The sequence below is a fragment of the Streptomyces sp. NPDC102258 genome, assembly GCF_055584685.1.
Genome location: NZ_JBVJLO010000021.1, coordinates 97,910 through 124,867 on the forward strand (window position 1 = coordinate 97,910; position 26,958 = coordinate 124,867).

At 71.7% G+C, this 26,958-nt stretch carries 34 protein-coding genes; 14 read left to right on the forward strand and 20 right to left on the reverse strand.

What is annotated here, in order from left to right; translation table 11 throughout:
• Positions 1 to 25 precede the first annotated feature (25 nt).
• The 3 genes from ACZ6ZT_RS28965 to ACZ6ZT_RS28975 all read right to left on the reverse strand — a co-directional run bounded on the left by ACZ6ZT_RS28965 (position 26) and on the right by ACZ6ZT_RS28975 (position 1,616).
• Positions 26 to 277, reverse strand: a complete 252-nt coding sequence (locus ACZ6ZT_RS28965) for a hypothetical protein (protein ID WP_469723013.1) — start codon at positions 275 to 277, stop codon at positions 26 to 28.
• A 25-nt stretch (positions 278 to 302) separates the two neighbouring features.
• Complete coding sequence (locus ACZ6ZT_RS28970; protein WP_469723014.1) at positions 303 to 1,169, reverse strand: isocitrate lyase/PEP mutase family protein; 867 nt, start codon at positions 1,167 to 1,169, stop codon at positions 303 to 305.
• Positions 1,170 to 1,394: 225 nt separating this feature from the next.
• Positions 1,395 to 1,616: a DUF7489 domain-containing protein gene (locus tag ACZ6ZT_RS28975; protein WP_469723015.1), complete on the reverse strand. Its 222-nt coding sequence runs from the start codon at positions 1,614 to 1,616 to the stop codon at positions 1,395 to 1,397.
• Between the two features lie 206 nt (positions 1,617 to 1,822).
• Here ACZ6ZT_RS28975 and ACZ6ZT_RS28980 point away from each other — a divergent pair, with 206 nt between their 5' ends.
• From ACZ6ZT_RS28980 to ACZ6ZT_RS28990, 3 genes are all read left to right on the forward strand, one after another.
• Complete coding sequence (locus tag ACZ6ZT_RS28980) at positions 1,823 to 2,269, forward strand: hypothetical protein (protein WP_469723016.1); 447 nt, start codon at positions 1,823 to 1,825, stop codon at positions 2,267 to 2,269.
• 5 nt (positions 2,270 to 2,274) lie between these two features.
• Positions 2,275 to 4,128, forward strand: coding sequence for an alpha/beta hydrolase (locus ACZ6ZT_RS28985; protein WP_469723017.1), 1,854 nt, complete (start codon positions 2,275 to 2,277; stop codon positions 4,126 to 4,128).
• Positions 4,129 to 4,237: 109 nt separating this feature from the next.
• Positions 4,238 to 4,693, forward strand: coding sequence for a hypothetical protein (locus ACZ6ZT_RS28990; protein ID WP_469723018.1), 456 nt, complete (start codon positions 4,238 to 4,240; stop codon positions 4,691 to 4,693).
• Between the two features lie 100 nt (positions 4,694 to 4,793).
• On the opposite strand, the gene ACZ6ZT_RS28995 is transcribed toward ACZ6ZT_RS28990, so the two are convergent.
• From ACZ6ZT_RS28995 to ACZ6ZT_RS29005, 3 genes are all read right to left on the reverse strand, one after another.
• Positions 4,794 to 5,303, reverse strand: a complete 510-nt coding sequence (locus tag ACZ6ZT_RS28995; RefSeq protein WP_469723020.1) for a RidA family protein — start codon at positions 5,301 to 5,303, stop codon at positions 4,794 to 4,796.
• A 149-nt stretch (positions 5,304 to 5,452) separates the two neighbouring features.
• Positions 5,453 to 6,094 carry a hypothetical protein gene (locus ACZ6ZT_RS29000; RefSeq protein WP_469723021.1) on the reverse strand — a complete coding sequence of 214 codons (642 nt, stop codon included), beginning with the start codon at positions 6,092 to 6,094 and terminating at the stop codon, positions 5,453 to 5,455.
• A gap of 168 nt (positions 6,095 to 6,262) precedes the next feature.
• Positions 6,263 to 7,237, reverse strand: a complete 975-nt coding sequence (locus ACZ6ZT_RS29005) for a GlxA family transcriptional regulator (RefSeq protein ID WP_469723022.1) — start codon at positions 7,235 to 7,237, stop codon at positions 6,263 to 6,265.
• 52 nt (positions 7,238 to 7,289) lie between these two features.
• On the opposite strand from ACZ6ZT_RS29005, the gene ACZ6ZT_RS29010 reads away from it, so the two are divergent.
• The 3 genes from ACZ6ZT_RS29010 (at position 7,290) to ACZ6ZT_RS29020 (ending at position 9,332) form a co-directional block, all read left to right on the forward strand.
• Positions 7,290 to 7,685, forward strand: a complete 396-nt coding sequence (locus tag ACZ6ZT_RS29010; RefSeq protein WP_469723023.1) for a cupin domain-containing protein — start codon at positions 7,290 to 7,292, stop codon at positions 7,683 to 7,685.
• 118 nt (positions 7,686 to 7,803) lie between these two features.
• On the forward strand, positions 7,804 to 8,286 hold the full coding sequence (locus tag ACZ6ZT_RS29015; RefSeq protein ID WP_469723024.1) for a carboxymuconolactone decarboxylase family protein: 483 nt from the start codon (positions 7,804 to 7,806) through the stop codon (positions 8,284 to 8,286).
• A 104-nt stretch (positions 8,287 to 8,390) separates the two neighbouring features.
• A complete protein-coding gene (locus ACZ6ZT_RS29020) occupies positions 8,391 to 9,332 on the forward strand; it encodes an RNA polymerase sigma-70 factor (protein WP_469723087.1) in 942 nt (313 codons plus the stop codon).
• 150 nt (positions 9,333 to 9,482) lie between these two features.
• On the opposite strand, the gene ACZ6ZT_RS29025 is transcribed toward ACZ6ZT_RS29020, so the two are convergent.
• Positions 9,483 to 10,496 (reverse strand): polysaccharide deacetylase family protein, encoded by a 1,014-nt coding sequence (locus tag ACZ6ZT_RS29025; protein WP_469723025.1) that lies wholly within the window; start codon positions 10,494 to 10,496, stop codon positions 9,483 to 9,485.
• A 165-nt stretch (positions 10,497 to 10,661) separates the two neighbouring features.
• Between ACZ6ZT_RS29025 and ACZ6ZT_RS29030 the strand changes: the two genes are divergently transcribed.
• Positions 10,662 to 12,347, forward strand: coding sequence for a putative glycoside hydrolase (locus ACZ6ZT_RS29030; RefSeq protein ID WP_469723027.1), 1,686 nt, complete (start codon positions 10,662 to 10,664; stop codon positions 12,345 to 12,347).
• Between the two features lie 96 nt (positions 12,348 to 12,443).
• Here ACZ6ZT_RS29030 and ACZ6ZT_RS29035 read toward each other — a convergent pair whose 3' ends face one another.
• Positions 12,444 to 12,893: an SRPBCC family protein gene (locus ACZ6ZT_RS29035; RefSeq protein ID WP_469723028.1), complete on the reverse strand. Its 450-nt coding sequence runs from the start codon at positions 12,891 to 12,893 to the stop codon at positions 12,444 to 12,446.
• Positions 12,894 to 13,135: 242 nt separating this feature from the next.
• Between ACZ6ZT_RS29035 and ACZ6ZT_RS29040 the strand changes: the two genes are divergently transcribed.
• Together ACZ6ZT_RS29040 and ACZ6ZT_RS29045 are read left to right on the forward strand one after the other, a co-directional pair.
• Positions 13,136 to 13,489, forward strand: coding sequence for a DUF6086 family protein (locus ACZ6ZT_RS29040; RefSeq protein ID WP_469723029.1), 354 nt, complete (start codon positions 13,136 to 13,138; stop codon positions 13,487 to 13,489).
• 225 nt (positions 13,490 to 13,714) lie between these two features.
• A complete protein-coding gene (locus tag ACZ6ZT_RS29045) occupies positions 13,715 to 14,131 on the forward strand; it encodes a hypothetical protein (RefSeq protein WP_469723030.1) in 417 nt (138 codons plus the stop codon).
• Between the two features lie 83 nt (positions 14,132 to 14,214).
• On the opposite strand, the gene ACZ6ZT_RS29050 is transcribed toward ACZ6ZT_RS29045, so the two are convergent.
• The 3 genes from ACZ6ZT_RS29050 to ACZ6ZT_RS29060 form a co-directional block, all read right to left on the reverse strand.
• A complete protein-coding gene (locus tag ACZ6ZT_RS29050) occupies positions 14,215 to 14,613 on the reverse strand; it encodes a hypothetical protein (protein WP_469723031.1) in 399 nt (132 codons plus the stop codon).
• Between the two features lie 64 nt (positions 14,614 to 14,677).
• Positions 14,678 to 16,474, reverse strand: coding sequence for a thiamine pyrophosphate-requiring protein (locus tag ACZ6ZT_RS29055; protein WP_469723032.1), 1,797 nt, complete (start codon positions 16,472 to 16,474; stop codon positions 14,678 to 14,680).
• A 78-nt stretch (positions 16,475 to 16,552) separates the two neighbouring features.
• Positions 16,553 to 17,170: a flavodoxin family protein gene (locus ACZ6ZT_RS29060; protein WP_469723033.1), complete on the reverse strand. Its 618-nt coding sequence runs from the start codon at positions 17,168 to 17,170 to the stop codon at positions 16,553 to 16,555.
• Positions 17,171 to 17,384: 214 nt separating this feature from the next.
• Between ACZ6ZT_RS29060 and ACZ6ZT_RS29065 the strand changes: the two genes are divergently transcribed.
• The gene (locus tag ACZ6ZT_RS29065; protein ID WP_469723034.1) at positions 17,385 to 17,606 is read left to right on the forward strand and encodes a hypothetical protein; all 222 of its coding nucleotides are present in this window, start codon (positions 17,385 to 17,387) and stop codon (positions 17,604 to 17,606) included.
• Positions 17,607 to 17,610: 4 nt separating this feature from the next.
• Here ACZ6ZT_RS29065 and ACZ6ZT_RS29070 read toward each other — a convergent pair whose 3' ends face one another.
• The 3 genes from ACZ6ZT_RS29070 to ACZ6ZT_RS29080 all read right to left on the reverse strand — a co-directional run bounded on the left by ACZ6ZT_RS29070 (position 17,611) and on the right by ACZ6ZT_RS29080 (position 20,466).
• Positions 17,611 to 17,967 (reverse strand): MerR family transcriptional regulator, encoded by a 357-nt coding sequence (locus ACZ6ZT_RS29070; protein ID WP_469723035.1) that lies wholly within the window; start codon positions 17,965 to 17,967, stop codon positions 17,611 to 17,613.
• A gap of 406 nt (positions 17,968 to 18,373) precedes the next feature.
• Positions 18,374 to 19,603, reverse strand: a complete 1,230-nt coding sequence (locus ACZ6ZT_RS29075) for a glycosyltransferase (RefSeq protein ID WP_469723036.1) — start codon at positions 19,601 to 19,603, stop codon at positions 18,374 to 18,376.
• The gene (locus ACZ6ZT_RS29080) at positions 19,600 to 20,466 is read right to left on the reverse strand and encodes a MerR family transcriptional regulator (RefSeq protein WP_469723037.1); all 867 of its coding nucleotides are present in this window, start codon (positions 20,464 to 20,466) and stop codon (positions 19,600 to 19,602) included. The genes ACZ6ZT_RS29075 and ACZ6ZT_RS29080 overlap by 4 nt, the downstream gene beginning before the upstream one ends.
• A gap of 399 nt (positions 20,467 to 20,865) precedes the next feature.
• Here ACZ6ZT_RS29080 and ACZ6ZT_RS29085 point away from each other — a divergent pair, with 399 nt between their 5' ends.
• Positions 20,866 to 21,141 (forward strand): isoamylase early set domain-containing protein, encoded by a 276-nt coding sequence (locus ACZ6ZT_RS29085; protein WP_469723038.1) that lies wholly within the window; start codon positions 20,866 to 20,868, stop codon positions 21,139 to 21,141.
• A gap of 92 nt (positions 21,142 to 21,233) precedes the next feature.
• Entirely contained in the window at positions 21,234 to 21,419 is a 186-nt protein-coding gene (locus ACZ6ZT_RS29090; RefSeq protein WP_469723040.1) for a hypothetical protein, read from the forward strand.
• 89 nt (positions 21,420 to 21,508) lie between these two features.
• On the opposite strand, the gene ACZ6ZT_RS29095 is transcribed toward ACZ6ZT_RS29090, so the two are convergent.
• Positions 21,509 to 21,883: an STAS domain-containing protein gene (locus tag ACZ6ZT_RS29095; protein WP_469723041.1), complete on the reverse strand. Its 375-nt coding sequence runs from the start codon at positions 21,881 to 21,883 to the stop codon at positions 21,509 to 21,511.
• A gap of 122 nt (positions 21,884 to 22,005) precedes the next feature.
• On the opposite strand from ACZ6ZT_RS29095, the gene ACZ6ZT_RS29100 reads away from it, so the two are divergent.
• Together ACZ6ZT_RS29100 and ACZ6ZT_RS29105 are read left to right on the forward strand one after the other, a co-directional pair.
• On the forward strand, positions 22,006 to 22,356 hold the full coding sequence (locus ACZ6ZT_RS29100; RefSeq protein ID WP_469723043.1) for a helix-turn-helix transcriptional regulator: 351 nt from the start codon (positions 22,006 to 22,008) through the stop codon (positions 22,354 to 22,356).
• A 167-nt stretch (positions 22,357 to 22,523) separates the two neighbouring features.
• Entirely contained in the window at positions 22,524 to 23,108 is a 585-nt protein-coding gene (locus ACZ6ZT_RS29105) for a hypothetical protein (RefSeq protein WP_469723044.1), read from the forward strand.
• Between the two features lie 69 nt (positions 23,109 to 23,177).
• Here ACZ6ZT_RS29105 and ACZ6ZT_RS29110 read toward each other — a convergent pair whose 3' ends face one another.
• The 5 genes from ACZ6ZT_RS29110 to ACZ6ZT_RS29130 form a co-directional block, all read right to left on the reverse strand.
• Positions 23,178 to 23,657, reverse strand: a complete 480-nt coding sequence (locus ACZ6ZT_RS29110) for a DUF4232 domain-containing protein (RefSeq protein ID WP_469723045.1) — start codon at positions 23,655 to 23,657, stop codon at positions 23,178 to 23,180.
• Positions 23,658 to 23,849: 192 nt separating this feature from the next.
• Positions 23,850 to 24,386, reverse strand: a complete 537-nt coding sequence (locus ACZ6ZT_RS29115) for a hypothetical protein (protein ID WP_469723046.1) — start codon at positions 24,384 to 24,386, stop codon at positions 23,850 to 23,852.
• A 210-nt stretch (positions 24,387 to 24,596) separates the two neighbouring features.
• Positions 24,597 to 24,800 (reverse strand): cold-shock protein, encoded by a 204-nt coding sequence (locus tag ACZ6ZT_RS29120; RefSeq protein WP_469723047.1) that lies wholly within the window; start codon positions 24,798 to 24,800, stop codon positions 24,597 to 24,599.
• A gap of 275 nt (positions 24,801 to 25,075) precedes the next feature.
• On the reverse strand, positions 25,076 to 25,723 hold the full coding sequence (locus ACZ6ZT_RS29125) for a CE1759 family FMN reductase (RefSeq protein WP_469723048.1): 648 nt from the start codon (positions 25,721 to 25,723) through the stop codon (positions 25,076 to 25,078).
• Entirely contained in the window at positions 25,720 to 26,808 is a 1,089-nt protein-coding gene (locus ACZ6ZT_RS29130; RefSeq protein WP_469723049.1) for an LLM class flavin-dependent oxidoreductase, read from the reverse strand. Before ACZ6ZT_RS29130 ends, ACZ6ZT_RS29125 begins: the two co-directional genes overlap by 4 nt.
• Between the last annotated feature and the right edge of the window lie 150 nt (positions 26,809 to 26,958).

The window sequence follows — 26,958 nt, forward strand, 5'->3', positions numbered from 1 at the left end:
CCCGGCCCGCACCCGGCCGGGGGGCTCACTCCCCCTCGTGATCGCTGCCCGCCGTACCAGTGCCGGACTGGGAATTGGCGGTGCGGTCGATTTCGAGCCAGGAGTCCGCCCGCGAATTGTCGATCAGTACGACGTTGATACCCACGGGCAGGATCTGGACGGGGGGCTGCTGCGCGGATGCACCCTCCTGCGCACGCGCCGCGGCGGTTCCGGCGGCCGAGGCGAGGAGCAGCCCGGCCGCGACCGCGGTCAGAAGAATCTTCCTGGTCATGCGCATGATACGAACGGCTCCTGGTGGTGTGTCAGACGGAAATCGGTGGCCGCACCGCGTGGTGCCTGCTGATGTTCTTCTCCAGCAGGGCGGTAGAAGCCTGGACTCCGATCTGCACGGCGCCCTCGGCGACTTCGGGCAGGCGGCCGTCGGCGTGCTTCAGTTCGGTGAGCGCCGCGTCGATCGCCGTATGCGCGGCGAACAGGCAGGGTGTGCTGTAGATCGCCACGTCGACGCCCAGCGAGGTGAGTTCGGAGAGGGAGAGCCGGGGCGACTTGCCGCCGGCGATCTGGTTGAACATGAGCTTCTTGTCGCCGACGACGTCGCGGATCCGGCGGATCCACTCGACGCTGCGCACGCCGTCCACGAGGACGACGTCCGCGTCCGTCCGCGCCAGCGCGGCGGCTCGGCGGAGGATCTCGGATTCCTCGACGGCGTCCGTGCGCGCGACCACCATCAGGTCGGTCCTGCTTTCGAGCACCAGGTTCAGCTTCTCCAGGTACTCCTCCAGCGGAAGGACCTGCTTGCCGTCGGCGTGCCCGCACCGGCGCGGGCGCTTCTGATCCTCCAGGATCACCCCGGAGGCGCCGATCCGCTCCAGGCGCTGCACCACGTGGCAGGCGACCTCCGGGTCGACGTAGCCGTCGTCGATGTCCACCACCATGTGGTGCGAGGGGAACGCCAGCCGCAGCCGCTCGGCGAACGCGACCATGTCCGGCCAGGCGATGAAGCCGATGTCGGGCAGGCCGTAGTGGGATGCCGCGAATCCGAAACCGGAAACGAAGAATCCGCCGTAGTGCCGTGCCGCGATCGATGCCGAATACATGTCGTACACGCCGATGAGCGGGGTGGTTTCGGATGTCGCGATTTCTTCACGCAAGGTGCGTCCATAGCCCATGGAGCCTCCAAAAGTACGCGCCGGAACTGCCGCGCCGACTCCATGAGCTTTGCAGAACCTTGACCAATACCACAACGGCCCCTCACCCGGACGGCCCAGCCCGGCAGTTCCGCCCCCCAGCGAGCAGAAAGGTTTTCACCAGAGCCGGAACACTCCGGAATGGAAAATCTGCTTCGTCACCGGTTAATCGTTTGTTCGCACCTCTTCCCGAAGGATGGTGGGGGCCTACTCCTTGTCCGGGTCGGCGCCCGGCCGCTTGACGATCCGGTCGCCGACCGCGATCGACTTCCAGAGCCGGCGGCTGATCCTGACCTTGACCGTTTCCCCGTCGGCGAGGCGGATCTCCGCGAAGTGGTACATGTTCGAGCCGTCGAGCATGCCCCGGGACAGGTGGGTGACGACGCCCTCCCAGGAGTCGTCGCGTGCGACCTCGTGTGATTTCGACATGCTCCCGAGCCTACGAAGGACACCACCCACCTCAACAGGGCCGCACATCCCGTCCTGGCGAGTACATATGTCACGACTGGCCCCGACCCCACCCCGTAGCCGCAGGAGCCGCGTTGGGGGCCGGGTGGGGGCCGGGTGGGGGCCGGGTGGGGGCGCTCATAGGATGGCCTGAACTTGGCGTGAATTCATACGGGGGCTGACAGGGCATGGCGTCCTTCGACACGGAGTGGGCGGAGCTCAAGCACGGGACGGCGGCCGCGGCGCGGATGCGGCTGGCCGGTGCCGCGCCCGATGGCGGTGGTGGTGGCGGATCCGAGGATCTGAAGTCGGACATGGCGGTGTGGAAGAAGGGAAGCGACGACGTCGGCCTGCTCATGACGGGCATCCGGAAGGCCCAGGCGGACTTCGAGTCCGGGCAGAAGGGCGCGGCGGTCACCGGTGTGGAGAGCGCCGCCGCACAGCTGGAGCTGTACCAGTCGTGGAAGACGTACCTCGACGGGCTGGTGGGCAAGTGCGGGTCCCTGCAGGCTCCGATGCTGGAGGCGGGCAAGGGCCAGGTCCACAATGACGGCGCCCTGGAGGGCGAGTTCGCCCGGATGAGCAAGCAATACCAGGACACCGCCGCCCCCGGCGGCGGCACCGGGGGCCGGTGACGGGCATGGACTACGCGACGTTGAAGGCCCTGAAGCCGTCGGAGTTCACGGAGGCGGCCGACGGCTACCAGTCGGTCAGCGCCATGGCGGACCACGCGTACGGGAACGCGGAGGGGCAGATCACGGCCCGCCTGCGGGCCGGGCTGACGGGCGCCGCCGTGGACGCCGCCGTGAAGCAGTTGCAGGAGCTGGCGAAGAACTTCCACTACACGCAGATCGAGTGCGGGCTCGCCGCGACCTCGCTGAACGCCCTCGCCGCGGCGTTCACCGAGGCGAAGCGGAAGCTCGACGCGGCCGTGGCCGACGCCGAGGCCGCGAAGTTCACCGTCGGCGCCGACGGGTCGGTCAGCTACCCGGCCGCCGGGACGGAGAAGGACGGCAAGCTCCCCGAGGGCGGCACCGTCACCGGCAGCGCCCGGGGCAAGCCCTCCGGTGGGGTGATCGACCCCACGCGCGATGCCAACAGCGTGGCCGACGCCCTGCTGCGGCAGGCCGCGCACATCCATCCCAACCCCAACTTCGGCAAGGCCGTCGAGATATCCAACCGCATCGCGCAGGCCGTCGCCGACGCCACCGACGCCGACGCCCAGTGGGCGCCCAGGCTCCGTAAGCTCAAGGCCGACGACGACCTCGTCGTCTCGGACTCGGACTGGAACGACGTCACGGCCGACACGGCCGAGGTGCGCAGCGGTGCCAAGGACTACCTCGACCACATCAAGCCCCCGCCCAAGGACGGCGACGCACAGGCCAACGCCGAGTGGTGGAAGGGGCTTTCGGCGGACGACCAGACCGCGTACCTGTCGCTGAACGCGGCGCAGGTGGGCGCGCTGGACGGGCTGCCGTCCGTGGTGCGCGACGAGGCCAACCGCGTCGTGCTCGCCGAGAAGCGGGCGGAGTTCCAGATCCGGGTGGACGCCATCCCCCCGCAGCCGCAGAAGTACGTCCCCTCGGGCCGGGACTACCCGGCGGTGACGCTGAACCCCGCCTGGTCGGAGTGGGACGAGAAGTACGGCGACGACAAGAAATTCCTCGACAAGAACCTCAAGGGCATGAACGCCATCCAGGCCCGGTTCGACAAGACGGGCGTCGAGGGGCTCCCCGAGGCCTACCTGCTCGGCCTGGACACCAAGGGCGGCGGGCGGGCCATCGTCGCCAACGGCAATCCGGACACCGCCGACCACACCGCGGTCTTCGTCCCCGGTACGTTCACCGGCATCGACAAGACCGAGGACTACATCCACCACATGAGCGAGCTGTGGAAGGAGACCCACGCCCGGGCCCCCGGCCAGGACGTGTCGACCATCACCTGGATCGGCTACGACGCCCCGCAGAGCATCGTCCCGGAGGCGATGGAGAAGCACTTCGCCCAGACCGCGGCGCCCGACCTGAACCGTTTCATGGCCGGTCTGGAGAACCTGCAGGGCGGCGACGCGGCGAGCCACACCACGATCATCGGCCACAGCTACGGCAGTACGGTCGTCGGCGCCGCCTCCAACGCGGGCGACCTGCGCGCCGACGACATCATCGCCGTCGGCAGCCCCGGCATGCTCGTGGAGCACGCGAAGGACCTCGACTCGGGCGAGGGCCACGTGTGGTCCCAGGCCGCCGGCACGCTGGACGACCAGGTGCCGCTCGGCGGCAAGGTCGCGGGTCTGGGCGGCCCCACCGACTGGTGGGAGGAGATGCTGCCGTTCGGCACCGTGTGGGGGTCGAACGTGCCCTCCGACGAGGACTTCGGGGCCAACATCATGGCGAACGACGCCGACAGCCACACCGACTACTGGAGGGATCACTCGTTGAGCATCGAAAACCAGGCGAACGTGGTCGCGGGACAATACGGCGACGTCAAGCGTGGCTGACACCGGGAAAGCGGCCCGTCGCCGCGCAATCGCCAGAACGGTCAGGGCCACGGCCCTCGCCGTCGTCCTCGCCGGATTCCCGGCCTTCCTGTCTGTGGGGTGTTCGAACGTGAAGGAACCCGACTACACGCCGGTCAGGATGGACCCCGGTCCGGCGCGCACGAAGACGAAGCAGGTCTCCAGCAGGCTCCTGGAGATGACCGGGATCAAGGGCAAGGTGACGGAGCCGGGCCCGAGCATCACGCGCTGCCGGGAGTACGGCGACGACCTGTTCTCGACGTCGCACCCCTGGTCGGTGTACGAGATCACCGACGCGCAGGTCGACACCGGCATGCAGAACCTGCGCAAGGCGCTCGGCGAGAACGGCTGGAAGATCACGAAGGACGGCAAGGCCGACAGCGAGGCGCAGAATCCCGAGATCTACGCCGAGAACGACGCCGAGAAGTTCGCCGTGCACGTCTCGGGCCGCAAGCAGTCGGCGACCGGGGGCCCGATGCTGCTCTTCAAGGTCGTCTCGCTCTGCTACCGCGCGGACTCCGCCTCGTCCCTCGACGGGGAGTACTGAGTCCTGCGGCGGCCGGCGCCCGCGCGGCGCCGTCACACGCCGGAGCGGCCGCGCGGCGGTGCCGCGCGGCCGGTTCGGTTCAGGAGTCAGAAGTCAGGCGTCAGGAGCGCGGGGACACCAGGGCGACGGCCTCGATCTCGACCAGCTGGTCGGGGAAGGCCAGGTCGGTGACGCCGAGGATGGTGTCGGTCGTGCGGTGGTTGCCGACGTACTCCTTGTGCAGCTTCGCGGCCGTGTCGAAGTTCTTGCGGAGGTCCTTCGTGTAGATCTTCATGCTGACGATCTGGCTGCGCGGGATCTTGTAGTGCGCGAGCACCTTGTCCATGTTGGCGAACGACTGGCGCACCTGCGCCTCGAAGTCGCCGACGCCCACCAGGTTCCCGGCCTCGTCGTGCGACAGCTGGCCGGAGATGTAGACCGTGTCCCCGGCTCTGACGGCCTGCGAGTACCCGTAGGACTCCTCCCACGGCACGCCGAAGCCGAAGTGGTCCCAGCCGCGCCGCGCCTGGTCGTGCGCGCTGGCTCCCTGCGGTCCCACGAAGGTGATCATCGCGGCCACGAACGCGGCCACCACGGCCGCGATACCGAACCTGCGCCCTGACTTGGTCATTCCCGTTGTCCTTTCGTACCGAGTGGAACCTGCGGTGCTGACGCTGCCAGGCCACAAGGGAGAACGCCTCGAACGGGGATCGACCGGCCGTGGAACGGCCGCGCACGCCGACGCCGGGCCACCCGTGCTCAGGCCCGGCCCCGTTCGCCCTACGCCGCGCCGGCCAGTGCGGCCTTGACCGCGCGTACGGCCGCCTGGGGTTCGTCGGCCGCGAAGTGGACGCGCTGGGCCATGACCGGTCCGCCCCTGCGCATCGGCACCGGGAGGGGCTGGGCCAGTTCCAGCACGAGGGTGGTGGCGGTGCTGACGGAGCAGGCCACGGCGTCGTCCTCGTCCAGTACGCGGCGCAGCCCGTGGCCGGTGTGCGACCCGTGCGCGGCGCGGACGCCGGTCACCAGGTGCAGGGGTATGTCCAGCGCCCGCAGCGGGCCGGTGCGCAGGCGCAGGGTGGTCGCGTCGACGAGGTGCGGGGAGCGCGTGGTCATGGCGCAGAAGCCCAGGGACAGCACCACGACGGTGACGCCGAAGACGAGGTGCGCGGCGCGGAAGGCGGGCGGGATCATCGCGTCGATCACCACCTCCGAGATGACGTCGACCGCGGTGATGGCCCAGACCATCATCCGTACGTCCGCCGAGTGCGGGACGGCCCGCTGCCCGTCGGGCGTGGGCAGGGGCCGGCGCCGGATCCAGTCGGCGCCGTCGCGCAGCATCTGCCGGAGCCATGACCCCGCTGTTCTGCGGGGCACGGCCCCGGCCGGGGAAGGCGGGCGGCTGACTTCGCCGTGGGGCATCGGGGCTCCTTCCGAGGACGCGTCCCGGTGCGTACGCGTACGCGTTACGTGTACGCGTACGGGCGCGGGCGCGGTCCGGGACGGCGTGGCGGCGTCGACCGGCCGGTCGACCTGACCCCCACCCTAGGAGCGGGCCCGCGGACGGCGCCCGGGTGGGGTGACCCTTCGTCACATCGCCTCGGGACCGAACCGGCGCCGGTACGCGGAGGGGCTGATGCCCGTCTCGCGGCGCATCAGGTTACGCAGGTGGGCGGCGGTGCCGAGGCCGCTGCCGCGGGCGACCAGGTCGAAGCGGGACTCGCCCCGCTCGATCAGGCGGCAGGCCAGGGCGAGGCGTTCACCCGTGAGCCAGGCCAGGGGCGTCGTGCCCAGCTGGGCCCGGAAGCGGCGGTGCAGCGTCGCCGGGCTGACCGCCGCGCGGCTCGCGAGGTCGGCGACCGTGAGGGGCGAGTCCAGCCGCTCCTGGGCCCAGGCCAGGACGGGCGCCAGGGACTCGTCGGGCAGGTCGGGCATGGGGCGCTCCACGAACTGCCGCTGTCCGCCGTCCCGGTGCGCCGCGAAGACCAGGCGCCGGCTCACCGCGTTGGCGACCTCCGCGCCGTGGTCGCGGCGGACCAGGTGCAGCCCGAGGTCGAGCGCGGCCGCGCTGCCGGCGGCGGTGAGGATGTCGCCGTCGTCCACGAACAGCACGTCCGACGCGAGGTGGACGGAGGGGAAGCGGGCCCGGAAGGAGTCCGCCCACTGCCAGTGCGCGGTGGCCCGGCGCCCGTCGAGGACTCCGGCCTCGGCGAGGGTGAAGGCGCCGCTGCAGAAGCCGACCAGGCGGGCGCCGCGCGCGTGCGCCCGCCGGACGGCGTCGAGCACGGCGGGCCGGCGCGGTACGTCGGTGTCCGGGCGGTTGGGGACGATCAGGGTGTCCGCCGCGTCGGCCGCCTCCAGGCCGGCGACCCCGGTGAGCGTGAAGAACCCGTCCCGCATCAGGGTGCGGGGCTCGGGGGAGCAGAGCCGGAAGTCGTAGAGGTCACGGCCGATCTCCGGCCGGCGCAGGCCGAAGACCTCGGTGGCGCAGCCGAGCTCGAAGGGGTTCGAGTTCTCGTCCACGATCACGACGACGCGGTGCACGTGCGAGGATTCTTTCGGCATGTGCGATTCCTAGCACTTACGGCGGCCGTGCGGAACGGTTCAGGATGAGCCCATGAGCAACGGACCGATTTCCCTCGGCAAGGCCCTGGCCTCCTTCGACGCCCTGTGGAGCCCCCGCATCGTCACGCGCGTCAACGACTACGACGTCCGCGTCGCCAAGGTCGCGGGCGAGCACATCTGGCACGTCCACGACGACACCGACGAGTTCTTCCTGGTGCTGGAGGGAGAGCTGCACATCTCGCTGCGCGAGTCCGGAGGGGAGCGCACGGTGCTGCTCCCCCAGGGGTCGGTGTTCACCGTCCCCCGGGGCACGGAGCACCGTCCGTACGCTCCGTCCGGCGCCGCGATCCTGATGTTCGAGCCGACGGGGACGCCGACCGTGGGCGATCGTCACGACGAGGTACCGGACCACGTGGACGCCACGACCGGGCACCCGCTCACCGGCTGAGCCGACGGCCCGGCCGGCAGTCGGGCGGGGTGAGGCGCAGGTCACACGCGTACGTGTCACAGGGGCTCGGGCTGTCCCGTCTCAGGGGTGTAGCCATCGGCGAGCACAGGAGGACAGCATGGAAGCGCGACTGAACTACTTCGCCAGCCCCACCGCCGGCAAGGCGTTCAAGTACTTCATGGCGGCCGGCGAGGCGCTCAGGGAGTCACCGCTGCCGGCCACGACGCAGGAGCTGGTGGCCCTTCGGGTGAGCCAGATCAACGGCTGCGCCGTCTGCATCGGCATGCACGTCAAGGGGGCCACCGCCGCCGGCGAGACCCCGGTGCGGCTGCACCTGGTCGCGGGGTGGCGGGAGGCCACCGTCTTCACCGCGGCCGAACGCGCCGCCCTGGAGCTCGCGGAGGAGGGGGCCAGGATCGCGGACGGGGCCGGCGGGGTCGGCGACGCCGTCTGGGCGCGTGCCGCCGAGCACTACGACGAGGAGCAGCTGATCGCCCTGGTCGTCCTGGTCTCGTTCATGAACGCGGCGAACCGGCTGAACGTCATCGCCCAGACGCCGGCCGGGGATTACGAGGCGGCCGGCGCGATGGCGGCCCACTGACACGGCGCCGGCGGCAGGTTGGGGAAGCCTGTACCGGGGGCCGTCCAGGCCCCGGGTCGGTCACGGGGGAGACATCGGGGATGGGTGAGGGTGTGGGTGTGGACGTGGGCAAGGTCGAGGAGTTCGAGGAGCTGCGGCCCCTGCTGTTCTCGATCGCGTACAGGATCCTGGGCAGTGTGGGCGAAGCCGAGGACGCGGTGCAGGAGACCTGGCTGCGCTACGACGGCTCGCCGACCCGGCCCGACTCCGTCAGGGCGTTCCTGTCGGCCACGGTGACGCGGCTGTCGATCGACGTCCTGCGCTCGGCGCGGGCCCGGCGGGAGCAGTACGTGGGCCCGTGGTTCCCCGAGCCACTGCTCAGCGATCCGTACCAGGACCCGGCGCGGTCCGCCGAACTGGCCGACTCGGTGTCGATGGCGGCGCTGCTGCTCCTGGAGCGGCTCAGTCCGCTGGAGCGGTCGGTGTTCGTACTGCGGGAGGTGTTCGCCTTCGGCTTCGACGAGGTCGCGGCGGCGGTGGGGCGGTCGGAGGCGGCGTGCCGGCAGTTGCTGGTGCGGGCGCGGCGGCACATGCGGGAGGGGCGGCCGCGGTTCGAGGCGGAGGGCCGGGAGCGGGAGGAGCTGGCCTCCCGGTTCTTCAGCGCCCTGAAGGACGGGGACGTGGGCGCGCTGCGGGAACTGCTCGCCGCCGACGTGTCGATGGTCGGCGATGGCGGCGGCAAGGCTCCGCAGCTGGCCAGGGCCGTCGCGGGCGCCGAGAAGGCGGCCCGGCTGCTCGCCGGTGTCTTCCCGGAGATGGCCCGGATCGGGGTGACGTGGGAGCGGCGCGAGGTCAACGGGCAGCCGGGCGCGGTCTTCCGCGAGCGGGACGGCAAGGTGCTCTTCGTCCTGACCCTCGACGTCCTGGCGGGGCGGATCCAGACCATCCGCTCCGTGAGCAACCCCGACAAGCTCGGCCACGTGGGCCCGGTGGCGGACATCTGGGCGGCCGACCGCGAGCTGAAGGGGGCCCGGCGGGCCGGCCGCGCGCCCGCGCACGGGGAGTGAGACTTTCGGTCACATGGGGCCCTGCGCCTTTGTATCCCTCCGGCCGATGGGGACGGACGCCTTGATCCCCTCGGACACCACGTCGGACACCGCCCCGGGCCCCCGCCGAAAGCTGGCGGGGGCCCGGGTCCGGACGGGTGGATGGATGGATCAGTACGGCAGGGCGCGCTTGGCGAAGGCCGGCGCAAGGTCGTCCCGCGCGGTGCTCGGGAAGGCGACGGTGTTCGGGTCACCGTCGGAGACGTAGAGGTTCTTCCCGGCGGCGAGCTTGTCCAGCCAGCGCGACGAGCCGAACTCGGCGTCCTCGTCCTTGGGACCCGCCGAGCGGATCCGCGGGATCGCGCCGGGGGTGAACGCCTTCGCGAACGGCGAGACCGAGGGGTTGGAGCCGACCAGGTACACCCCGTCGTAGCGGTAGCCCGTCCCGCGCTGGGCGACCTCCGCCGACTGGGGCATGGCGCCGAAGGGCAGGGCGAGCGAGGTCACCGCCGTCCCGGGCGCGGCCTTCTCGATCGCCTGCTGGCCGCCGGAGATCGCCCGCCGGGCGCCCGCCTCGTCCAGGGAGCGCAGGTTCTCGTGCCGGTCGGTGTGGTTGGCGACCTCGTACCCGTGCGCCTTGAGCCAGGTCAGGGCCTTGGCGGGGCCCGTCGCCGAGAAGGCGTCCGCGTTGACGAAGAAGGTGGCCGTCGGCTTGAACGCGGGGTGCTTCCTCGCCGTCTCGTTCAGGATGGCGACGGCCGTGCCCGCCGCCGGGGTGCCGTCCGGGTTGAGGCGCACCTGGCTGTTGGTCGAGTCGTCGAACGTGAGCACCACCGGGTGGGCGCCGGCCGGGATGTCGATCCGCCCGGTCTGGAAGTCCCGGGCGGTCACCGGTACGTAGTTCTCCCGCGCGAGGCGCTCCAGTTCGGCGCGGAAGTCGGCCGGGGTGCGGTCGTAGACGCTGGCCGGCTTCTCGGTGAGCTGGTGGTACATCAGCACCGGCACCTGGCCGAGTTCGTTGGCCCCGACCTCCGCGGGGGCCTTGGCGGCGACGGGGCGGGCGGCCGCCTGCGAGGCGGTCGCGGGGCGCTGCCCGGCGGGCTGGGACGAGCCCGCGGAACAGCCGGAGGCGAGCAGGGCGGCGGCGCCGGCCAGGGCGCCGAGGGGGAGGAGTGGGTGGCGCATGGAGAAGCCCTTCATGGCGGGGTAGGTCGCGCCATACCTACCGGCGACAGGGCTCCGCATACCGCACTGTCCCCTGCATGGCGTAGCCGCCACGCCGGGGACGAACGCGGCCGATCGTGTGAAATACCGACAGAACGACGTGATCGGTACGCCAAGGGGCAATGAATGGAGGCAGTAACCAGCCGGGCAGCTCCCGCCCACGGCACGAAGGACGTCCCGATGGCCCGTAAGTACATATCCCGCACCGCCTCCGCCTCCGCCTTCGGTTCCCGCCGTCCGAAGCGCCGGGGCGCCCTCATAGCGACGACCGGGGCGCTCGCGCTGGCCGGAGCGGGCGTCGGCGCCTGGACGTTCCTCGCGCCGGGTCCCGGGATCCAGGGCCTGAGCGACGGCGCCGTCCTCGACGGGCACAAGGCCGCGCAGGTCAGCGCGTACCTCGCCACGGAGGAGGCCGGCGGCCGGAGCAAGCTGCGCGCCACCCTGGACGGCGCGGCGGTGCCCGTCACGGCCGAGGGCGCCCGCCTCAAGCTCGCCCTGCCCCGCCTCGACGAGGGCCGGCACACCCTGGTGGTGTCGGGTAGCAGCAGCCTCCCGTTCGCCTCGTACCGCAAGGTCGTGGGCTTCAGCGTGGACGCCACCGCTCCCGAGCTGAAGGTGGCCGACCCGCAGATCAAGAACGCCGCCGACCCCGTGACGATCACCGGCCAGGCCTCCACCGACGCCGCGGTGAGCGTGAACGGCAAGAAGGTCGACCTCGACAAGACCGGTGCCTTCAAGGTCACCGTGCCCAAGGGCACGCCCCTGGTGACGGTCAGCGCGGTGGACCGGGCCGGCAACACCACCAAGAAGGACGTGTCCGCCCGCGGCCGCCGCCCCATGATCCGCGCCGCGCACATCACGGCGATCGGCTGGGGCGACGACACGCTGCGCAAGGGCGTGCTGGCCCTGGTCCGCAGCGGCAAGCTGAACGCCGTCGAGCTGGACGTCAAGGACGAGGACGGCGAGGTCGGGTACGCCTCCCAGGTGCCGCTGGCCCGCCAGATCGGCGCGGCCAAGGGCTACTACGACGCCCGCAAGGCGGTCGCCGAGATCCACGCCGCCGGCGCCCAGGTCATCGGCCGGATCGTGGCCTTCCGCGACCCGAAGCTGGCCGCGGCCTCCTGGAAGGCCGGCAAGAACGACCAGCTCGTGCTGACCCCGGACGGGCAGCCGTACAACGGCGGCCACTACGGGGCCCTGTCCTTCACCAACTTCGCCAACCCGGCGGTCCGCAAGTACAACGAGGACCTCGCGGTCGAGGCGGCCACGCTGGGCTTCGACGACGTCCTCTACGACTACGTGCGCCGCCCGGACGGCCCGCTCTCGCACATGCGCTTCCCCGGCATCGGGAAGGACACGCCCGAGCAGTCGATCACCTCGTTCGTCGCCGACACCCGTACGGCGCTGCGTCCGCACGCCAAGTACCTCGGCGTCTCGGTCTTCGGCATCGCCGCCACCCGGCCGACCGAGATCGCGCAGGACATCAGCGCGCTGGTCAAGGTTTCGGACTACATCGCGCCGATGGTCTACCCGTCCCACTGGGGGCCGGGTGAGTACGGTGTCGCCCAGCCCGACACTGCCCCGTACGCGATCGTGCAGCGTTCGCTCGCCGACTTCGCCCGCCAGGCGAAGGGCACCCAGACCGAGATCATCCCGTGGCTGCAGGACTTCTCGATGGGCAGCACGTACGGGCCGGCCGAGGTGGCCGAGCAGATCAAGGCCGCGGCGGCGAACAAGATGGAGTCCTTCATCCTGTGGAACGCCGGCGCCCGCTACCAGGGAGCTGCGCTCCAGCAGATCGCCGCGCACTGAGCACCGGGCCGGGCGTCCGGCCCTGAACGCCCGCCGGCGGGCGCGTGGGAGGCGGGCATCCGGCCCGCCTCCCTCCGCCGGCGTTCGAGCCGGGGGTCAGACCTCGCCGCGCCAGGCGCCGGATTCGCGGCCGCGGTCCTCGATGTACTCCTTGAACCGCTTCAGGTCACCGGTGATCTGCCGCTTGACGAAGCCGAGCTTGTCACCGACGTTCTCGGCGAAGCCGTCCGGGTCGTAGTCCAGCTGGAGCATCACCTTGGTCTTGGCGTCGTCCAGGCGGTGGAAGGTCACCACACCGGCCTGCTTGACCTCGCCGCCCAGCGTCGTCCACGCGACCCGCTCGTCGGGGATCTGCTCGGTGATCTCCGCCTCGAACTCCTTGGTGACGCCGCCGATCTTCGCCACCCAGTGCGTCATGGTGTCGGTGCGCTGGTCGATGCGCTCCACGCCGTCCATGAAATGGGGGAACGTCTCGAACTGCGTCCACTGGTTGTACGCGGTGCGCACCGGGACATCGACCTCGACGGACTCTTCGACCTTCGACACGGCAGTACGTCCTTCCTGTTCGGCGACGACCGGGCAGCGGCGCCCGGTCCGACCGGGGAAGCTCTTCCCCTACGGGCGCCTTTGCCCGCGTTCTCCGCGTCCATGACCCCCGAACAGGCGCACGAGGATCCCGGCGGGGGGACAGCGCCGGCACCAACCGGTCATATGGTCACAACGGACTCCCCGGGCCGAAGGGTCGGCCGGATACGCTGACCCGCCGTGACCAGCTGAAGGGTGCCCGCGTGAGCCAGTACTTCGACAGGGGGGACGAGACCCTGTGGAACCCGTCCAACGGGGTCTCCCGGATGTTCCTGCGCCAGGTCGCCCTCTTCGAGGGGGAGCTGGAACTCCCCTCGGGCATCGGGCCCATGGAGAACGACGCGTGCCAGATCGACCGGGGCGCCTTCGAGGCCTTCGTCCACGCCTTGCTGGCATGGCACCGGCGCACGGGCCACCCGGTGCTGCTCGCGCTCTCGGAGGGCTTCGTCGCCACCGTACTGGTCCTCGCGGAGCGCGCCGGGATCCCCGTGGGCGGCGCCGGGAGTGCGGAAGCGCGCGGGACGGCGCACCGGCTGGACGGGTGCATGCCGCGCTGAGCGGCGTTTCCGTGGCGGGCGCCGTCGCCTTCCCGGGCCTGTCCACCGGTGGCCGCAGACCCCTCCGCAGCGCTGTCGGCCTTGGGGCGTCCGGGGTGTGACGGTCGCGGATTGCGGGGTCGGGCGGGCTGTGTCAGCGTGGTGAGCCGGGGAGAGCGGGGCGGGGACCGACCCAAGGAAACCCGGACTGAGGGGAAACCCATGAGGCGCATTCCGAGTACTGCCGTGAGCTCCGCCGCGGCGCTGGTCCTGGCAGTCGGCGGTGCTTCCGCCGCCTTCGCGGCCGACCCGAGCGACGACCCGAGTGCGGCAGCGGCCCAGCTGTGCACCGACCTGGGCAAGCTCCGCTCCGACACCGGGGCGTTGCGCGGACTGAATCCGGCGACCGCCACCAAGGACCAGCTGAAGGACGCGTACAACAACGTCAAGGACGACTGGGACAAGGTCTCGAAGTCCACGGCGACGTGGAAGACGGGCCAGAAGGAGGCGGTGAAGTCCGCCGCCGAGGACCTGAAGAAGTCCTACCAGGACCTGCCGGGCGACACGACCGGCTCCGAGGCCGTCACCAAGCTGAAGCCGCAGGCCCAGAAGCTGGACGCGGCGGTTCAGTCCGCCCGGACCGGGCTGAAGTGCCCGGCCTGATCCGACCGCCCGAAAAAAGCTGACCGACGGTGATCCCCGCGGCGTCCCCACGCCGCGGGGATCTCCGGGGTCCGGCCCGGGAGTCAGGTGCGCGGCAGGCCCGATTCCCAGGCCCAGAGGGCGATTTCGACGCGGTCCGGGTCCTGGTCCTTCCAGAGCACCTCCACCAGCAGCAGGAGCAGGGCGCAGAGTTCCGGATAGGCGAAGACGGTGATCGGGTGGTCGCCCGCCATCAGGATGACGCTGGCCGCCAGGGACACGGCGGCCGCCACCGCGGCGCGGACCGTGAGGGAGATCCGCCGCAGCGGCAGCGTGCACAGGCCGGCGATGACTCCGCAGGCCAGGACGAGGATCCTGGGGAAGGGGGGCAGGTGCTCCAGGAAGACGTCGTCCAGCACCGCGGCGCACACCAGCGCCCCGCTGACGGCGATCCGCACGGGCCGCGACCGTACGGGCGCGGCCCGGCGCGTCAGGGTGCTCACCCGCGTCCGCGCCGGACCCGGGATCTGCCCTCGACCGGCCGGTGGCCGGCCACGCCGACGGGCGTCACTTGTCCTTGCGGCCGCCGGGCAGCATCTCCTGCACCTTCGCCTTGAAGCCCTGCTTGAGCACGTTCGTCCGGTCGCTGTCGCCCTTGAGGATGGCGGTGGCCGCGGCTTCGATCTGCTCCAGCGTGGCGTGGGGCGGGATCGGGGGCACCGCGGGGTCGGTGCGGAAGTCGAGCACGAAGGGCCGGTCGGCGGCCAGCGCGGTGCGCCAGGCGTTCTCGACGTCGCCCGGCTTCTCCACCCGGAGGCCGCCCAGTCCCAGGGAGCGCGCGAAGTCCGCGTACCGGACGTCGGGGATGGCCTGGGAGGGCAGGAACTGCGGCGCTCCGGACATGGCGCGCATCTCCCAGGTGACCTGGTTGAGGTCCTGGTTGTTGAGGACGGCCACGATGAGCCGCGGGTCCTCCCACTGCTCCCAGTACTTGGCGGCGGTGATCAGCTCGGCCATGCCGTTCATCTGCATCGCCCCGTCCCCGACGATCGCGAGCGCGGGCCGGCCGGGGTGGGCGAACTTCGCGCCGATGACGTACGGGACGCCCGGGCCCATGGTGGCGAGCGTCCCCGACAGGGAGCCGCGCATCGAGCCGCGCAGCCGCAGGTGGCGGGCGTACCAGTTGGCGGCGGAGCCGGAGTCGGCGGCGAGGATCACGTCGTCGGGCAGGAGCGCGTCGAGGGTGTGGACGACGTGCTCGGGGTTGATGGGGTCGGCCTCGACGGCGGCGCGCCGCTCCATGACCTCCCACCAGCGGGCGGTGTCCTTCTCGATCTTCTCGCGCCACGCGCCCCGGGGCTTCTGCCGCAGGTGCGGCAGCAGGCGGGTGAGGGTGGCTTGGGCGTCGCCGACTAGGTTCAGCTCGAAGGGGTAGCGCAGCCCGATCATGTGCGGGTCGATGTCGATCTGGACGGCGCGCGCCTGGTCGAACTCGGGGAGGAACTGGGCGTAGGGGAAGCTGGAGCCGATGACCAGCAGGGTGTCGCAGTCCTGCATGAGTTCGTACGAGGGCCGGGTGCCCAGCAGTCCGATGGACCCGGTGACGTACGGGAGGTCGTCGGGCAGCGCGTCCTTGCCCAGCAGCGCCTTGGCGACGCCCGCCCCCAGCAGGTCGGCGAGCTGCTCGACCTCGGCGCGGGCGCCGCGCGCCCCCTGGCCGATCAGGACGGCGACCTTCTCGCCCGCGTTGAGGATCTCGGCGGCCTTGAGGATCTCCTCCTCGGCGGGGACGGGGGCATAGGCGCCCGTGCCGAGGCTGGAGGGGACCATCTTGAACTCGTGCGTGGGCGGCGAGTAGTCGAGTTCCTGGACGTCGGCGGGGACGATGACCGCGGTGACGGTGCGGCGCGCGTAGGCCGTGCGGATGGCGCGGTCGAGGACGGCGGGGAGCTGTTCGGGGACGGTGACCATCTCGCAGAAGTCGGAGGCCACGTCCTTGTAGAGGCTCAGCAGGTCGACTTCCTGCTGGTAGGAGCCGCCCATGGCGCTGCGGTTGGTCTGCCCGACGATCGCCACGACGGGCACGTGGTCGAGCTTGGCGTCGTAGAGGCCGTTGAGGAGGTGGATCGCGCCGGGCCCGGAGGTGGCGGCGCAGACGCCGACCTTGCCGGAGAACTTCGCGTAGCCGACGGCCTCGAAGGCGGACATCTCCTCGTGCCGGGACTGGATGAACTCGGGCTTGTTGTCGGCGCGGCCCCAGGCCGCGAGGAGGCCGTTGATGCCGTCGCCGGCGTAGGCGAAGACGTGCTCGACCCCCCATTCGCGCAGGCGCTGGAGGATGTGGTCGGAGACCTTCGTCGTCACGGGACAGACCTTTCGTCGCGTTCAGGAGGGGTACGTGGGGGTGGTCTCACCCGCGCCGGCGCCGTGGCGGGCGGGCGTTCAGCTGGGCGGGTAGGGGGCGTCCTTGAGGCGGCGGGCGAGGTGGGCGAGGTTCGAGGCGAGGGTGGCGGTGGTGGCGGCCGTCTTCTCCGGCGTCTTGTCGAGGTCCTGGTAGTCGGTGCCCTGCATCGCCTCCCCCACCCAGTAGGTGACGGCGTTCGCGGGCAGCGTGAACCCGACGTCGCTCAGTCCCTGGAACAGCTGGGCGCTGACGTGGTGGGCACCGTCCTCGTTGCCCACCACGCACACGCCGGCGACCTTGCCGTAGGTGAGCATCCGGCCCTCGTCGTCGCTCTCGCCGATCTCGGCGTCGAGGCGCTCCATGACGCGCTGGGCGACGCTCGACGGGTGGCCGAGCCAGATCGGGGTGGAGAGGAGCAGGATGTCCGCGCCGAGGACCGTGTCCCGGATCTCCGGCCAGGCGTCTCCGTCGCCCATGTCGGTCTTCACGCCCGGTTTCACGTCGTGGTCGACGATCCGTACGGTCTTGCCGGTGACGCCGTGCTCGGCGAGGGCGGCCATGGTCTGCTCGGCGAGCAGCTCGGAGCTGGAGGGGGCGGGGGACGGGGTCAGGGTGCAGACGAGCGCGACCGCCCGCAGTGGTGTCGTGGAAGTCATGAACCTCTGCTGCCCCGCCTGGCCGCTCTCTACCGCCCGGGCCTGCAACATCCACCCCGCCGGCGGCGCCGCGGCCCTGCCCCCGAAACCCGCATCACTATCAGCCCGTATGAGCGGTTTCTCGATGTTTTGCCGTGGGTATCAGATGGGGCCCGCACTGCCACCCGGGACGCCGGGGAGGCGCCGGGGCGACCCGGCCCGGGGAGGAGACGCCATGACCCAGTCCAAGATCCCCGACTACCGCACCGGCCGGAAGGGCCCGCACTGGACGCACGCCCTGCGCAGCGCCCAGAAGGCCGGGGCCGTGATCGTCACCGACGACTCGGGCGAGCCGGTGGACTACACCTTCGACCACACCGGCCCCGGCCGGTTCCGCCCGTGGGTGACCGCGTCCGGCCGCCGCTACGACAGCCACGACGTCCACCCGGAGTGGTGACCGGCTACTCGGGGCGGGCGGAACCCGACGGGACGGACACCGAGGCGGCGCCGGCCCGGGCCCGGTACGCGGCGTTGATGCGCTGGGCCTCTTCGAGCTGGTCTTCGAGGATGACGATGCGGCAGGCGGCCTCGATGGGGGTGCCGTGGTCGACGAGCTCCCGGGCCCGGGCGGCGATGCGCAACTGGTAGCGGGAGTAGCGGCGGTGGCCGCCCGCGGACCGCAGCGGGGTGATCAGGCGGGCTTCGCCGATGGCCCGGAGGAAGCCCTGGGTCGTGCCGAGCAGCTCGGCGGCCCGGCCCATGGTGTAGGCGGGGTAATCGTCGTCGTCGAGACGGTCGTAGGTGTTCTCCGCTGCCATCTGCACCTCTCACGGGCGGGGACGCGTCGAGGGGCCCTGGCGCCGTACCGGCACCAGGGCCCCGAGGAACTGCTACACCATCCGCCGGCTGTCGAGCCGTGCCGGCGTTCTCTTTCCGCATGCCCGGCCGGTACGGCGCCGGGGGTGCGGGGATCGCGGATGCGTGACCGGAGACCACCTCACTATCGATGTCCTGCGGTACCCGGACCGTGCGCTCTGCTGCTTCCGCGCTCCCGTCCGGGCGATCCTGATGGCGCTCAACTCCTCCGTTCTTGTCTTCCTGCGGACTGCGTGACTACGAGAGAAAACATACCCATGTCGCAGCCCAATGTCTACTCCCGCCACCATAGATTTCCTCGCGTTCGAAAGTGAGGTGCCGGTACTCGAACGAGGGCCCGGGCGGGCGTCACGCGCGCGTCAGCCCTTCCACGGCCCGCAGGACGCGGCCCGTCCCGTCCTCCGCCTCCATCCGCCGGGCCGCCGACGCGGCGGCCCGGGCGTACTGCGGCTGTTCCACGGCCCGAGCGAGCGCGGCGGCGAGCCGTTCGGCGGTGAGGGACCGGAAGGGGACCGGTTCGGTGGCGGCGCCGACGGCGGCCAGCCGGGCCGCCCAGAACGGCTGGTCGGCGGTCACGGGCACGGTCACCGCCGGCACGCCGGCGCGCAGCGCGGCGGCGGAGGTGCCGGCCCCCGCGTGGTGGACCACCGCGGCCAGCCGGGGGAACAGCGCAGCGTGCGGTACCTCCCCGATGGTCAGCACTTCGTCTCCGACGCCGTCCACCCCGGTGGCCGTGAGGCCGGCGCTGCCGGCCTGGAGGACGCCCCTCAGCCCGGCGAGGCGCAGCGCCCGTACGGCGATCTCGCCCAGCCGCTCCCCCTCGCCCGACGCCATGCTGCCGAACCCGATGAGGACGGGCCGGCTCCCGGCGCGCAGGAACGCCTCCAGGTCGTCGGGGAGCCGCTGGGCCGGATCGTGGTGGGGCCACCAGTTCCCCACGACCTCCAGGCCGGGTCGCCAGTCGCGGGGGCGGGGCACCAGGGCGCCGCTGAACCCGTACAGGACCGGCCACCGCGCCTCTTCCCGCCGTCGGCGCATCGCGGACGCGGCGAGCGGGGGCAGCCCCAGACGCCGGCGCAGCCGCGCGGTGGCGTCCTCGTAGACGCGGTCGGTCATGCGCAGCGCGAAGCGGCCGGCGGCGCGGTTGGCGAGGCGGCCGAGGGAGTGCCCGCCGGTGATGACGGGTGGGAAGTCGCCGGTCGGGGCCGTGGGCTGGAGGTACACGCCGAGGCTCGGGATGCCGGTCGCCTCGGCGAGGTGCCAGCCGAGGGGGGCGGTGGTGGTCGACAGCAGGAGCAGGTCCGTTCCCGCGTCCACCGCGTCGGCGAAGCCCTGGCCCAGCTCGCTGACGAAGGCGGCGGCGGTGCGCATCAGGGCCCGCCGGTCCGTGACGTCGCCGCGCGGCCGGGTGTCGGCGGGCAGCCGGCGGAACTCCAGTCCGGCATCGCGTACGAGGGGCGCGAAGGTGTCGGTGGTGGCGAGCGCGACGTCGTGTCCGGCGCGGCGCAGCGCGGCGCCCAGTCCGGTGTAGGGCGCGACGTCGCCGCGTGATCCGGCGGTGGCCAGCAGGATCCTCATCGGTCTCCCCCGGTTCCGATTCCGCTTCTTGTTCCGGTTCTTGTTCCTGTTCCGGTTCCTGTTCCTGTTCCTGACTCGCTTCCGGGCCGGCCGCCGGCGTGGCGGTCGGCATTGGCGTGGACGGCCTTGCGCGTATAGGCGGCCAGGCCCGGGCGCTGCTGTGACGGCGGTACGACGAGGGCGAAGGCTCGCGGATCGGCGACGAAGTCGTCGGCGATCCTGCGGTGCATGTCCGGCGGGCAGGAGGTGAACCAGCGCGAGACGTGCAGCCGGTGCTCCTCCGCGAGGTCCATCGCCCGGTCCCCGTCGCCGGGCTCCCCGCCGTCGAAGGCGGCGAGCAGTTCCGCGCGCCAGGCGGTCCCCTCCCCCATGAGCCGACGCCAGTCCTCCTTGGTGTGGGCGGCGGCGCGCGCCATCGCCTCCCGGCTCCCCCGCGTGTGCGCCCACTTCAGTTCGGCGTCGGTGGCGTAGCTCAGGTCGAAGGTGATCTCCCCGAAGACCTCGAAGCGTTCCTCGGGGGTGAGTCGCACCCCGGTCCGCTGGACCTCGGCCGCCCGGCCCGCGACGTCGGCGAGCCGCTCCAGCCGGGCGATCTCCTCGCGCAGCTGCCGCTGCCGGGCCTGGAGTTGCTCCAGGGCGTTCGCCTGCGGGTCGGTGAGGATCGCGGCGATCTCGTCGAGGCCGAAGCCGAGCTCGCGGTAGAAGAGGATCTGCTGGAGCCGGGCCAGGTCGGCTTCGCCGTAGAGCCGGTAGCCGGCCCGGGTACGACCGCTCGGCGAGAGCAGGCCCGCCTTGTCGTAGTGGTGCAGCGTACGCACGCTCACCCTGGCGAAGGCCGCCACCTGACCTACGGAATAACTCATCCACCTGCCCTTTCGTCGGCGTCCAGCTTCGAGCCTGACGTAGGGGGAGGGTCAACCCACGGGGCCGCGGGCCGCCCCGGCGGCCGCATGACGCCGGGCAGGGCGCCGGGCGGTCGTGGCACGGGCCATGGCGCAGGGCGTGATGACGCGACAGGGCCCGGCCGAGGTGACTACGGGCCCGGCCGGGTCCTGCGTACGGGGGCCGCGTGTCGGCCTTGATCGGATCTGCGTGTCGTCCGCCACCCAAACTGGCACACGGGGCCATGGGCCGCATCACGTGGGTCCGCGGACGTGGCGGGCGGGTGAAGGCGCGACCCGGGCGCCGTCGTCGGCATGCAGGCCGCGCGGGCGCCGCCGACGATGGACCCGTACCGCCCTTCCTCACCGACAGGAGTTCCGATGCTGGAGCGCACCCTGCGCCAGGACCGCACCGAGGTCACCTTCGTCCTGCCCGCCGACACCCCGCCCGGCCCCGTCAGCGTGGTCGGTGACTTCAACGACTGGCAGCCCGGCATCCACACCCTCCAGCCGCGCGAGGACGGGACGCGGGCCGTCAGCGTCGAGCTGCCCGCCGAGACCACCCACGCCTTCCGCTACCTCGCCGCCGGTGACTACTGGTTCAACGACGAGAGCGCGGGCGACGAGGACGGCCCCAACAGCCGCCTGCACACGTAGGCGGCGCGCAGGGCGGCGTTGTCAGTGGGGGTCCCTACCCTGGAAGGAGAAGGGGAAGCGGGGATACGGCGTAGATGTCTGGGGGGGACGTCATGCCCGAATGGCTGCTCGCTGTGCTGATTCCGGCCGGACTGCTGGGGGTGGGTGTGGGTGTGTTCCTGATCTGGGCCGCGCTGGGTACGAAGGAGCCGGTGGAACACCAGTCGTCGATGCCCAGGACGTGGAAGGGACCGGAGGGCGGGGGCTGCGGCGGAGGTGGCGGGGGCTGCGGCGGCTGAGGGCCGGACGCCCCGCCCCGGCCACCACGCACGCCCCGGGGGCGCCGCGCAACGGGCGCCCCCCTCACCGGCCTTCCGCCCCCTCCCGATCAGGTGAGGAAGGTACGCGTGCCGGTGAGCCGGAGCAGCCGCTCCACGGGGCGGCCGGCCGCGGTGATCCGCAGGCGGCGGCCGACGCGCAGCGCGGTCTGCTGGACGGTCAGGAGGGCATTGAGGCAGGCGCAGTCGCAGAAGGCGACCTGCCGCAGGTCGAGGAGGAGGTTGCCGCGGTGGGAGCTGAGGGCGATCAGCAGGGTCTCGCGCAAGGCCGCGGCGTTGTGCAGATCGATCTCCCCGCTCACGCAGACGCGGACCGTGCCGGACGGGCCGGGCTCGACGCCGATCGCGAGGCAGTCACCGTCCTCGACGGCGGCGGCAGTGGCCGTGCCGGTGGCGAGGCGGTTTTCGTACATGATCCCGGTCATGCCTGCCTCCCCGTCCCTTCGTGGGGCTGCTCCTCACCAGAATGGTCGGCACCGCCTCCGGCATACGTCAAGAATTACCCGAAAAACGGGACGTATATACGAAAAACGGGCATCCTGGAGGCATGGGTGGAGAAACGCTTCACAGAGCCTCCTGGACGTTCCTGACCAGCCACGCCCGCGTTCTCCTTGCCCTCGCCCGGGACCCCGGCGCGCGCCTGCGGGACGTGGCGGCCACCTGCGTTCTGACCGAGCGGACGGTCCAGTCGATCGTCTCGGACCTGGAGGCGGAGGGGTACCTCACCCGGGTACGCGAGGGGCGCCGCAACCATTACCGGATCACCCCCGAAGCGAGGTTCCGCCACCCCGCCGAAGCCGGCCGCGACCTCGCCGGGCTCCTCGCCCTGTTCTCCGACGACCCGCCCCCGGCCCGCGAGCGGCACCGCGAGCCGCATCGTGAGGCGCAGCGGGCCTGAGGCGGCGGCGGACCGGGACCGCCATACGGCGGCCGGATCCACCCCTCCCGGGTGATTCTTCGGATCGGCATACGATCACCGACGGTTCAGGTGTGCGACGTTCGGTCACGGCCACGAGGCAGGGGCCGTCCGAGGCGGCCGGCCCGCACTGACGTTGGAGGAACCGTATGAGGACCCTCACCTGGGCAGCACGGGGTGTGGCAGCAGTTTCGGGCGCCGTACTCGCGGGAGCGCTCATCGCCCCGGTCGCGCACGCTCACACCGGGCCCGGCCCCAAGCCGCCGGGCAAGCACGCGGCCGCCAAGAAGGCGCCGGCCAAGAAGGCCCCGGCCGGACCGGCCCCGGCCGAGCCGATCCTGGTGGAGCCCCAGAACGGCCAGGTGATGGGGGGCAGGAAGTGCAGTACGAGCCGTGACGTCGACTCCACGGTGGTCGACTACTCCCTCTCCCCCGTCTACAACACGGTGTTCCGCTCGGCCACCGACGATGAGGGCCACGCCTTCCTCAACGACAGCCGTAACCCCGGCGTCTGGCTCAACCTCGGCCTGCTCCCCCACGCCCCCCGGTGCGTCTACGACACCACCGTCGCCGTGACCGAAGAAGGCCCCGGCCACCTCTACATCACCCTGCTCGCCAGCAACGGCACGCTCCACCAGGCCGTCTGCGTCACCAGCACCACGCCCTTCACCGCCGCCAACCTGGCGACCGCCTGCGCGCCGGGCTTCGCGGAACTCTCCGACACCCCGGTCTGATACGCCGAAAGCCCGCCGTACGGGCGGGCCCCGGGGGCCGGACGGCGTCCGGCCCCCGCCGGCGGGGGGTCAGGCCGCGACGGGGCTGACCGTGAAACGGTTCGAGCAGACCTGGAACGGCGTGTTCAGCAGAACCGCGTCCCGGGACGCGGGCGGGTAGACCTTCAGGAACGCGCCCTTGGGCAGGCACGGGCCGCCGATCGGCCCGTTCGTCGTGTGGAGGGTGGCGGTGGCACTGCGCCCGGGGGCCAGGGACACGGCGGCGGGCACCTGGCCGTCGCGGTCCGCGGGTGTCCCGATCTGCCGCTGGTCCGGCCCCAGGACGCTCACGCCGGGGTACCCGAGCAGGGTGCAGGGGCGGTCACCGGTATTGGTGAAGCGGATCGGCAGGTACAACTGCCCGGCTCCGACGTCCGGCTCCCCGGCGGCGACGCGCAGGTTCCCGAGCGCGCAGGTGCTCTCGCGGACCGGCCGCTCGGAACCGGCCGCGGGCCCGGCGCCGACCAGCGTGGCCCCCACCGCCAGGGACAGCAGCGCGGGAACCGCCATACGGGCCGTTCGGGCTGCTCGTGCCGTTCGGACTGCTCGTACCGTTCGTGCCGTTCGGGTCGTTCGTGCGGGCATCGCCATGAGCTCACTCACCCCGATCGATCGGCTGACGCGGGCGGCGCCAGCACGTGATTGATGCCTGCTCCACCTACCCCGCGATCCGTTCCCGCACGCCGCGCGGGAACCCGCGGATCAGTCCCGGCCGGCGCCGGACAGGGCGTTGGTGATCAGGCGGGTGGCGTAATCCCGGTCGCCCGTGAGCCGGTTGATGTGCTCGGCGAGCAGGAAGGCGGTGGCTTCCAGGGGGTTCATCTCCTCCTTGGTCCACTCCCCGTACCGCTGGCGCCACAGGGTGGGGCTCAGACCGATACCGGCCGCGATGACCATGCCGGCCATGGTGGGGATGGTCTCGGGGCGGACGCTGCGGGGCATCGTGCGCATCGAGGCCACGAGGTACGGCACCACGTACTCGATGACGTCCTTGTCGTGCTCCTCGTACGCCTTCCTCAGCCACGTCATGAACATGTAGATGAGGGTGCACGCCCCGTCGACCAGGTCACGGGCTCCCCGGTACCCCAGGGACGCGATGAACTGGTCCATCAGCAGCTGCTGTTCGGGGTCGGGCGTGGTCTTGCCGTCGTAGATCGCCTTGAGCCGGGAGTCGATCGCCATGAGCGCCGCGCTGACGTCGCCGGCCGGTGCGTACTGGGGGTCGTAGGACGATGTCACGGATCCTCCTGGATGACTGCGGCGCGGCGGGCGCCGTGTCCCCGTACCGTAGGGCCGCCGATCGGCGGCAGGGGGCGAATCCCGGCGAAGGACCGACCGCCGACGGTGGTGCGCGGGCCCCTCCCCCGGGCGTACGCGGCGGATACGCGCAGGCCCCGCCCCCGGGGTCGTGCGTCGGGGGCGGAGCCGGGGCGTATCAGGTCGGGCGGGTCAGGCGGCGGTGATGTTCTCCGCCTGCGGGCCCTTCTGGCCCTGCGTGATGTCGAACGTCACGGCCTGGCCCTCCTGGAGCTCGCGGTAGCCGGTGGCGTTGATGTTCGAGTAGTGGGCGAAGACGTCCGGTCCGCCGCCGTCCTGCTGGATGAAGCCGAAGCCCTTTTCGGCGTTGAACCACTTCACGGTTCCGCTGGCCATGGTTATGCCTCCCGGTCGAAGTCGGATCCGCACCGCGCGGACCCGGAGGTGATCGCCCTGGTCCGGCATGCACTGCACAGCAAAACGCCCACGCCAGGGCGCGGGCAGGGACTGCGAACCACGACAGCTGGAGCTGAAACTACACGCCGGATTCGCCTCTCACCAGAGAGCAACGGCGACCAAATATGGACACGTCCCCAACCGGCTCCCCGCCGCCCCGCCCTCTCGCCCTCCCGCCGCCGAGCCGGACGCCCGCGCCCCGCGCCGCCGGCCCGTCAGTGCCGGGGTGGGGGCGTGGCCTCCAGGGCGGCGAGGCGTTGTTCGAAGGGGATCAGCCGGAAGTCGTCCGCCGGGTCCGCCGAGGTGACCGCGCCGGTGGGCGACCGGGGTGCGCTCGGCGCGGCGGCGCCCGCGCCGGGTGCCATGAGGCGGGCCAGCTCCGCGCCCGCGCGGCTGATGCGCTGTGCCAGCCCCTCCTCGCCCCAGTCCTCCGAGGCCGCGTACACGGCGGTCGGCGGGACGAGCGCGCGCAGGTGGGTGAAGAGCGGGCGCATGGCGTGTTCGGTGACCAGGGAGTGGCGGGCCGTGCCGCCGGTCGCACCGAGCAGGACCGGCTTCCCGGTGAGGGCGTCCTTGTCGAGGACGTCGAAGAACGACTTGAACAGGCCGCTGTAGGACGCCGCGAACACCGGCGTCACGGCGATCAGACCGTCCGCGGCCGCCACCGCGTCGAGGGCGGCGGCCAGGGCGGCGGGCGGGAAACCGGTGACGAGGTGCTGGGCGATCCCGGTCGCCAGCTCCCGCAGCTCGATCACCTCGGGCGCGGCGTCGACGTGCTCCAGCGTCGCGGCCGTGAGCTGGTCGGCGAGCAGCCGCGTCGAGGACGGCGAGCTCAGCCCCGCCGAGACGATGACCAGCCTCATGCCCGCGCCTCCTCGGCGGCGGCCGCCACGCGGTCCGCGTGCGTCGGCGCGTCCGGCACGCCCGCGGGGCGCAGGTTCGCGAACTCCTTGCGCAGCACCGGTACGACCTCCTCGCCGAGCATGTCGAGCTGCTCCAGGACGGTCTTCAGGGGCAGGCCCGCGTGGTCCAGGAGGAACAGCTGGCGCTGGTAGTCGCCGGCGTAGTCGCGGAAGGACAGGGTCCGTTCGATCACCTGCTGGGGCGAGCCGACGGTCAGCGGCGTCTGGGAGGTGAACTCCTCCAGGGACGGCCCGTGCCCGTACACCGGCGCGTTGTCGAAGTACGGGCGGAACTCACGGACCGCGTCCTGCGAGTTCCGGCGCATGAAGACGTGGCCGCCGAGCCCCACGATGGCCTGTTCGGGGGTGCCGTGGCCGTAGTGGGCGTAGCGCCGGCGGTAGAGGTCGACCATCTTCCGGGTGTGGGAGGCCGGCCAGAAGATGTTGTTGGCGAAGAAGCCGTCGCCGTAGTACGCGGCCTGCTCGGCGATCTCCGGCGAGCGGATGGAGCCGTGCCAGACGAAGGGCGCGACGCCGTCGAGCGGGCGCGGAATCGAGGTGAAGGACTGCAACGGGGTGCGGAACTTGCCCTTCCAGTCCACCACGTCCTCGTGCCACAGCCGGCGCAGGAGGGCGTAGTTCTCGATGGCGAGGTCGATGCCGTCGCGGATGTCCTTGCCGAACCAGGGGTAGACCGGGCCGGTGTTGCCGCGGCCCATCATCAGGTCGACGCGGCCTTCGGCGAGGTGCTGGAGCATCGCGAAGTCCTCGGCGATCTTCACCGGGTCGTTCGTGGTGATCAGCGTCGTCGACGTGGACAGGATCAGCTTCTCGGTGTGCGCGGCGATGTAGCCGAGCATCGTCGTGGGCGAGGAGGGGACGAACGGCGGGTTGTGGTGCTCGCCGCTGGCGAAGACGTCGAGGCCGACCTCCTCGGCCTTCCGCGCGATGGTGACCATCGCCTTGATCCGCTCGTGCTCACCGGGCACCCGTCCGGTGGTCGGATCGGGGGTGACGTCTCCGACGCTGTAGATCCCGAACTGCATGGCTCCCGCCCTCTTCTCAAGATTGTTCGTAATTCAACTATATGCGGGGAACGGGCGGTCCGTCCGGCCTATTCCCGGGTCCATTCGTACGCGGCCCACCTCGGGCGCCCTTCGAGCCCGCCTCGTCCCCCGCCGGGCGGCCGGGCGGCC